This is a genomic window from Aquaspirillum sp. (assembly GCF_055136605.1).
In genome coordinates, this window is record NZ_JBSQVP010000087.1 from 1 (window position 1) to 7,772 (window position 7,772).

8 protein-coding genes and 1 pseudogene are annotated in these 7,772 nt (G+C 47.3%); 6 read left to right on the forward strand and 3 right to left on the reverse strand.

Annotated elements, in window-relative coordinates; genetic code table 11:
- Positions 1–184 precede the first annotated feature (184 nt).
- On the forward strand, positions 185–670 hold the full coding sequence (locus ACTBZS_RS11280) for a hypothetical protein (protein WP_463044195.1): 486 nt from the start codon (positions 185–187) through the stop codon (positions 668–670).
- Positions 671–696: 26 nt separating this feature from the next.
- On the opposite strand, the gene ACTBZS_RS11285 is transcribed toward ACTBZS_RS11280, so the two are convergent.
- The 3 genes from ACTBZS_RS11285 to prfB form a co-directional block, all read right to left on the reverse strand.
- Positions 697–984, reverse strand: coding sequence for a BrnA antitoxin family protein (locus tag ACTBZS_RS11285; RefSeq protein WP_463044196.1), 288 nt, complete (start codon positions 982–984; stop codon positions 697–699).
- Between the two features lie 67 nt (positions 985–1,051).
- On the reverse strand, positions 1,052–2,560 hold the full coding sequence (gene lysS, locus ACTBZS_RS11290; protein ID WP_460429764.1) for a lysine--tRNA ligase: 1,509 nt from the start codon (positions 2,558–2,560) through the stop codon (positions 1,052–1,054).
- Positions 2,561–2,597: 37 nt separating this feature from the next.
- Positions 2,598–3,705, reverse strand: a protein-coding gene (prfB, locus tag ACTBZS_RS11295; protein WP_460429763.1) for a peptide chain release factor 2 whose coding sequence is annotated in 2 segments (ribosomal slippage) — positions 2,598–3,620 and positions 3,622–3,705 — 1,107 coding nt in all. Because the reading frame shifts where the segments join, the coding sequence is not laid out codon by codon here.
- Between the two features lie 224 nt (positions 3,706–3,929).
- Between prfB and ACTBZS_RS11300 the strand changes: the two genes are divergently transcribed.
- The 5 genes and pseudogenes from ACTBZS_RS11300 to ACTBZS_RS11320 all read left to right on the forward strand — a co-directional run.
- Positions 3,930–5,204 carry an O-acetylhomoserine aminocarboxypropyltransferase/cysteine synthase family protein gene (locus tag ACTBZS_RS11300; protein ID WP_460429762.1) on the forward strand — a complete coding sequence of 425 codons (1,275 nt, stop codon included), beginning with the start codon at positions 3,930–3,932 and terminating at the stop codon, positions 5,202–5,204.
- Positions 5,205–5,264: 60 nt separating this feature from the next.
- Positions 5,265–6,449: a DUF3095 domain-containing protein gene (locus tag ACTBZS_RS11305; RefSeq protein ID WP_463044197.1), complete on the forward strand. Its 1,185-nt coding sequence runs from the start codon at positions 5,265–5,267 to the stop codon at positions 6,447–6,449.
- 95 nt (positions 6,450–6,544) lie between these two features.
- A complete protein-coding gene (locus ACTBZS_RS11310) occupies positions 6,545–6,889 on the forward strand; it encodes a hypothetical protein (RefSeq protein ID WP_460429760.1) in 345 nt (114 codons plus the stop codon).
- Between the two features lie 21 nt (positions 6,890–6,910).
- Complete coding sequence (locus tag ACTBZS_RS11315) at positions 6,911–7,321, forward strand: hypothetical protein (protein ID WP_463044198.1); 411 nt, start codon at positions 6,911–6,913, stop codon at positions 7,319–7,321.
- Positions 7,318–7,772 (forward strand): annotated as a pseudogene (locus ACTBZS_RS11320) (bifunctional tetrahydrofolate synthase/dihydrofolate synthase); the annotation flags it as partial. The gene ACTBZS_RS11315 and the pseudogene ACTBZS_RS11320, both read left to right, overlap by 4 nt.

The following is a 7,772-nucleotide window of genomic DNA, read 5'->3' on the forward strand; positions in this document are numbered from 1 at the left end:
CATTGTTACTTTAATACGTTAAAAATAAATTTATCTGATAAATGTCAATTTTTTGTTTTTGTTGTTTTAATTGTTTATATCTTCTGCTTTAATGGTATTAAACAAAGTTGTTAATAAAGCCCATCTGAGGTGCTGATCTTCGAGAGTGGCATTCGGTATGGTCTGAAAAGGAAAGGTAGATACCATGGAGCAGTGTACAAACAATGTTGTTTTGCATTTAATTTTGCAACAGGCACACGCTGAGTTTGATGATCAAGAATTGGTGGATGGTGCGTTGTTGGTGGCGGTTGGGCGTGCTATGAACCGTTTGTGTCCAAAAGCGACACCGGTGGCGTTAGAACAGCACATCCATGTTCGCCACGTCGAACAGAATGTTTTTGTGTGGTCGGATATTACAAGAGTGCAGTGCGATGTGTTTTTGCTGAAATTTGCCGAGGTATTTATTGCGGTAGCGGCTGAAATTGGCGCTGACTATGAGGCAAAGTTGTTTGTACCGTCTAGCATCAATGAACACGAGATTTTGCGTGGGGGTAAGGGCGGCTGTCATACCCATCAACCCTGTGTGACTGTCGAAAAACTCGGCGGTTACTCGCGTAAAAATGTGTTTCGGTTGACAAAAACACCCGTGGCAGTGGTGAATGAAACACGGTTGGATGCAGAAATGGCCTAGATTTTCTGTTTCAGGCTGGCTCTGAATTAGGCAGGAGAATGAGTTTTGAGCCAGTCTTTAAGCGCAGTATCCAAACGTGTTTGCCAGCCTTTACCCGAAGCGCGAAAAGCTGCGACTACCTCTGGCGATAGACGAATGGTGACTTTTTCTTTGTTGATATGTCTTGTAGGTCTGCCACGCTGTATTGTATGTTTAACAGCCTCCCATTCCTGATCTGTATAAGGAACGGCATCTGCATCAGACATTGCTGCCGTGGTGATTACGGTGTCTTCTTCGGTGGTTGGAACGAGAGTTCCAGTTTTAAGTTTCGGCATAGCGGTTTATCTCTACTAATAAGGAGGTCAAGTATTTGTTTCTAACTGACCTCCCTCTTTATTGCACTTATTCCTGCCGCATTTGTGGGAATAAGATCACATCGCGGATTGACGGTGCATCAGTTAACAACATCACCAAACGGTCAATACCGATACCACATCCCCCCGTCGGCGCCATGCCATATTCCAAAGCACGGATGTAATCTGCATCAAAGTGCATTGCTTCATCATCCCCCGCATCTTTTTGCTCAACTTGCTTCAAGAAGCGTTCGGCTTGGTCTTCTGGATCGTTCAACTCTGAATAACCATTTGCCAACTCGCGTCCGACAACAAACAATTCAAAACGCTCGGTGATACCGGCACGTTGATCGCTGGCACGGGCTAAAGGTGACACTTCGGCTGGGTAGTCAATAATGAAAGTCGGCTGCCACAGTTGGCTTTCTGCACTTTCTTCAAACAACGCTAACTGTAAGCTACCGAGGCTGGTTGCGGGTGGTAATTTTCCACCTAAACGTTTGATTTCATTGCTCAACCATGCTGGATCATTGAGCTGTTCATCAGTGTATTGTGGATTGTAATGACGGATGGCTTCTAAAATGGTGAAACGGGCAAAAGGTTGGCCTAAATCGACTTCACGACCATTGTACTGCACCACGGTGGTACCGCAGGCAGCAAGGGCGGCTTGGCGAATGATGGTTTCTGTGAGGGTCATCATCCGTTGATAGTCTGCATACGCCTCGTAGAATTCCATCATAGTGAATTCTGGATTGTGGCGAGTGCTCATCCCTTCATTGCGGAAGTTACGGTTAATTTCAAATACCCGCTCCAATCCCCCCACCACCAAACGTTTCAGATACAGTTCTGGGGCAATCCGCAGATAAAGCGGCATGTCTAAAGCATTGTGATGGGTGACAAACGGTTTTGCCGTCGCACCGCCGGGGATGGGATGCATCATCGGCGTTTCGACTTCTAAATAGCCTTCGCTTACCATCGTTTCCCGCACATTTTGGATGATTTTTGAGCGTTGAACGAAGGTTTTGCGGCTGTCTTCATTGACGATTAAATCCACATAGCGCTGACGATATTTCTGTTCTTGGTCGGTCAGGCCGTGGAATTTTTCTGGCAGGGGGCGTAACGACTTCGTCAATAAACGCAATTCACTGACATTGACCGATAGCTCGCCTTTATTAGTTTTAAACAAGGTACCACGAGCAGCCAAAATATCGCCCATGTCCCAATGTTTGAATGCCGCGTGCACGTCAGCACCCACGCCTTGATCATTAATATAAAACTGGATCCGGCCAGACCCGTCTTGCACCGTGGCAAAACTGGCTTTTCCCATCACCCGCTTTAACATCATTCGCCCTGCTACGCTGACTGTGATGGCGAGTTGTTCTAATTCTTCCTTGCTCTTTTCGCCGTATTGGGCGGCTAAATCTGCGGCCAGATGTTCGCGTTTGAAATCATTTGGGAAAGCAATGCCTTGTTCGCGCAAGGCATGCAGTTTTTGCCGACGTTCAGCAATAATCTGGTTTTCATCAACAGCGATCTCGCTGGCGGGGGTATGTGCTGACATAAAAAATCCGTAATTTAAGTAGAGATTGCGTTAAGGGTTACACGCCTTGTTTCAGGCTCGCTTCAATGAAACCATCCAAGTCGCCGTCCATCACCGCCCTGACGTTACCGACTTCTACGTTGGTGCGTAAATCTTTCACCCGCGATTGATCGAACACGTAAGAACGAATTTGGTGTCCCCAACCCACATCGGTTTTGCTGTCTTCAAGCGCTTGTTTTTGTTCATTGCGTTTGCGTAATTCTAATTCGTATAAACGCGCTTTCAGCATCGACATCGCCTCAGCACGGTTTTTATGCTGTGAGCGGTCGTTTTGACATTGCACAACAATCCCTGTTGGGTTGTGCGTGATACGGATGGCGGAGTCGGTTTTGTTAATATGCTGACCACCGGCACCCGAGGCACGATAGGTATCAATCCGCAGATCGGCAGGGTTGATTTCAACCTCAATCGAATCATCGACTTCGGGATAAACAAACACACTGGCAAACGATGTTTGACGACGATTGTTGGAGTCGAATGGGCTATTACGCACTAAACGATGCACGCCAACTTCGGTACGCAGATAACCGTAGGCATATTCACCGCTGATTTTCAGGGTGGCGCTTTTAATGCCAGCCACTTCACCTTCAGATTCTTCGATCACTTCAGCAGTAAAACCTTTGCGCTCACAATAACGCAAATACATCCGCAATAACATCTGCGCCCAATCTTGGGCTTCGGTGCCGCCTGCGCCAGACTGAATATCTAAGAAGCAGTTGTTGGGATCCATCGGGTCGGAGAACATCCGGCGGAATTCTAATGTAGCCAACAGATTTTCAATTTCATCTAAATCGGCTTTGACTGCCAAGATCGTATCGGTATCTTCTTCTGCCTTTCCCATCTCTAACAGCTCGCCGCCGTCTTCTAGGGTTTGGCTGATGCGGTCGATCACAACGACGACATCTTCAAGTTGTTTTTTTTCACGACCCAATTCTTGCGCCCGTTTGGGATCTTCCCAAATCGTGGGGTCTTCACTGAGGCGGCTGACTTCTTCTAGCCGTTCTTTTTTGGTGGGATAGTCAAAGATACCTCCGAATTTCGTCGTTGCGGGCGGCGAGATCGGCAAGCTGGTTATCAATTTGGTTGAGAACTTCGGCTTCGAGCATGGTGGATCCTGAATGCAAAAATGGCTTCAAAAACCGCAAATTATAACCTTACGCGCTGTGTATTTACACTAAAAGATGTGTCATGTTGCACTGTAATATGCTTTTTTGGAATGAAGCTGTAATGATTTGTTCGTTTTATGCCTATTGCAAACTGGCCTTGAAACGGTTAGTTTTAATGACACTGTTTGTTTTTCTGCCCCTAATCCTTTTTATTGAGGTGAACAATGCGTATTGAAACCTTAGCCGTGCATGGCGGTTATTCTCCCGATCCCACCACCAAAGCCGCCGCTGTGCCGTTGTATCAAACAGCCAGTTATGCGTTTGATAGCGCACAACATGGGGCAGACTTATTTGACTTGAAGGTACAGGGTAATATCTACACTCGTATCATGAACCCCACTACCGATGTGTTGGAAAAGCGCGTTGCGGCTTTAGAGGGCGGGATTGGTGCCTTGGCGTTGGCCTCTGGCATGGCAGCCATTTTGTATTCGATTCAAACCATTGCTGAGGCTGGTGACAACATTATTGCCACTTCAACGCTCTATGGTGGTACCTACAACCTGTTCGCACACACTTTGCCGCAATTAGGGATTGAAGTGCGGTTTGTCGATTATCGCCAACCAGAACAAGTCGCCGATTTAGTTGACGCAAAAACCAAGGCAGTGTTTTGTGAGTCGATTGGTAACCCATTAGGCAATGTGGTCGATTTTGCTGCCTTTGCTGAGGTGGCACATCAAAACGGGTTGCCTTTGATTGTTGATAACACGGTGCCGAGTCCGTATTTGTGCCGTCCGTTTGAACATGGCGCTGATATTGTGGTGCATTCTTTAACCAAATATATGGGCGGTCATGGTACGACTATCGGCGGCATTATCGTTGATTCTGGTAAGTTCCCTTGGGGTGAGCACAAAGAACGCTTTGTTCGTCTTAACACACCAGATGTCAGTTATCACGGTGTGAATTATGTCGAGGCATTGGGAGCGGCTGCGTATATTGCGCGTGCGCGTGTTGTGCCGTTACGCAATATGGGCGCAGCCATTTCACCCTTTAACAGTTTTATGATTTTGCAAGGTATTGAAACCTTGCCATTGCGGATGGATCGTATCTGCGAAAACACCCAACAGCTTGCGAAGTTCTTGCTACAACATCCACAAGTGGCGTGGGTGGAATACGCTGGTCTGGAAGGTAGCCCGTCTAAGGCGTTGGTTGATCGCTATATGTCTGGTAAAGCCTCTGGTATTTTGTCTTTTGGTGTCAAGGGTGGCCGTGAAGCGGGGGCTGCTTTCTTGGATCGCTTACAACTGATCACCCGTTTGGTCAATATTGGTGATGCTAAGAGCTTGGCAACGCATCCGGCTTCTACCACCCATCGCCAACTCAACGATGAAGAGTTGAAAAAGGCCGGTGTGTCTGCTGATATGGTGCGCTTATCGATTGGCATTGAACATATTGAAGATTTGATTGCCGATGTCACACAGGCATTGGAACCTCAAGCATAAACATAGCGTCTTCCTCGCTGTGTGCTTGAATCTCGCAGCGAGGAAGGATGTGCATTGTTTATGTCAGACCTAACGTTTTACCAACAACTCCCAATTTCTGATGACTTTAACCATGTGTTGACTGGGTCTGCTTGGCATGACTTGCCTGCGGACTGGTGGATTGTCATTGCTGATGTAGTCAATTCAACGGATGCAATCCAACGGGGGGCATATAAGGAGGTCAATACGGTTGGCGTAGCGTGTATTGCTGCGCTATCGAATCTTTTGCATGAACATAAATTAGATTTCCCCTATTTATTTGGTGGGGATGGTGCAACTTTTGCGATTCCTCCGTCATGGTACCCTCAAGCTGTTGCTGCTATTCGTGCAACCCAACAAATGGCCAAACAACGCTTTGGTCTGATGTTACGCGCTGGAGCGGTGCCGGTTGCGGTATTGTTAGAACAGGGTTATCGGGTACAGATCAGTAAATATCAGTTATCTACCGCTTTGCAACAAGCCGTATTTGCGGGCAATGGTTGGCAAGTGGCTGAACAATGGGTGAAGCAATCACACTCAGCGGTTCAGACCATCACTCCCGAGGCTTTGCCTGTGACTGCCGATTTTTCTGGTTTTGAGTGTCGGTGGCAGACTGTCCCCAGTTTTCGTGGGGCGAAATTAGCGTTATTGGTGGCGGCAAATACCGATGATGAAAAGCAGCATGTCCAGATTTATCAGCAGGTGCTTGCCAAAATTGCTGAATTGTTTGGTGATGCTGAACAATCGCATCCTCTACGCCCAGAGGCCATGCAATTGAGCCTACAACCAACGGCACTGCAGTATGAAACCGCCGTGCGTACCTTTGATACAACTGTTGATACAACAGCAAACATGGCTGCTTACCGTCGTAAAATTTGGTGGATCAATGCGATTGGAAAAATTATTTTTGCCTGTGGCATTGATACCAAAGCTGTGGCGTGGAGTCGTTACCGGCAAGAATTAGTGCAACATACCGATTGCCGAAAATTTGATGGCATGTTGCGCATGGTATTGGATGGCTCTACACAACAAATTGCGGCCTTAGAACACTATCTACAGCAACAACAATCGTGTGGTTTGCTGCACTTTGGGATGCATGTTTCTAGTCAAGCGTTGGTGACCTGCGTCGTTCATGCACCGGGGCAACAACAACACATTCATTTTGTTGATGGGGCTGATGGCGGATATGCTTTGGCTGCACAACAGATGAAACAAACTTTGCGTTAATGACGCTCTAACTTCACCCGTCCCCCCCTTATCCTGCTTCCTGTTACAATCAGCGCTTAATTATCTGCCTGCACTGAATGTGTAATGGGGGTTGTATGTATTTTGTTGATCGTTCTGTTGCTGTTATCAAACCGAAACAACCGTTTCTCGATTGGTTAAATAATATGCCAGACAACGACATTGATTTGTCGTTAGATAATCTGCGCGCAGATTGCACGGTGTTGTTGATTCCAGAATACGACGAGCCGGAAGAAGGCGTTGCCTATATCGATGAGATTTTTGACCGAGTGTTCGAGATGGAGTTGTCGAGCTGGTATGAAGACAACACCGTTTGGCCGACCGATCGTTCCCTGAAAACCTTTTGGGAATGGTTTGATGTCGAATTTCACTCGATGTTAATTGATACATTAGACGAAGATCTGAGTAATACACCGGTCTAACGTTTTATCTTCCTGTTGGCTATGCGGCCTGAGCAACATTATCCCTTACGGCCCAGCCGCCAGCGTCGTTACGCGCTGTTAATTCTGATAGGGCTTAGCACACTGTTGTTGTCGCTGACCCTTGATGGGCTGTGGTGGTCTCTCCTGCCTTTGGTCTGGGGAGGCTATTGCTGGCGCGAGAACATGCCTGCTGTGGCGTTCATGTTGGAATCGGAGGGGCGTTTGTTGTTGCAAACAGCGGCAGGCAAATGGCTGCCGGTTGAATTAGATACGCAAACCAGAATTTGGCTTCCTTGGTTGATATTGAGCTGGTCGGGTGGGCGGTATGTGGTTTGGCCAGATAGTTGTCACCAAGAAGCTCAACGACAATTGCGTATTTGGTTGCGCTGGCATAGCGCCTTTGCTTCTTCCTCGATGGTAATAAAAAATTGACTGCTTCCACGCTTTTAACAGAACAGACCCCTTTAGCAACATGGTTATCACACTTAGAATCGCTGCATGGTCAAGCGATTGAGCTGGGTTTAGACCGAGTGCAACACGTCAAACAGCGTATGCAACTCAACCCAACGTGTCCGATCTTTATTGTGGCAGGGACAAATGGTAAGGGCTCGATTTGTGCGTTGCTATCAACGATGTTGCGGGCGGCAGGGTTTCGTGTCGGTACTTATACCTCGCCTCATTTGTTGCGCTATAACGAGCGCGTCCGTATCAACATGGAAGAAGCCTCGGATGCGGCAATTTGTGCGGGCTTAGCGGCCGTGGAGCAAGCCAGAGGCGATATTTCTCTGACTTATTTTGAATTTGGCACTTTAGCAGCCGTAGCGTGTTTTATGCAGGCTGAAGTGGATGTAATGGTGTTAGAGGCTGTCTCTTATACACATCT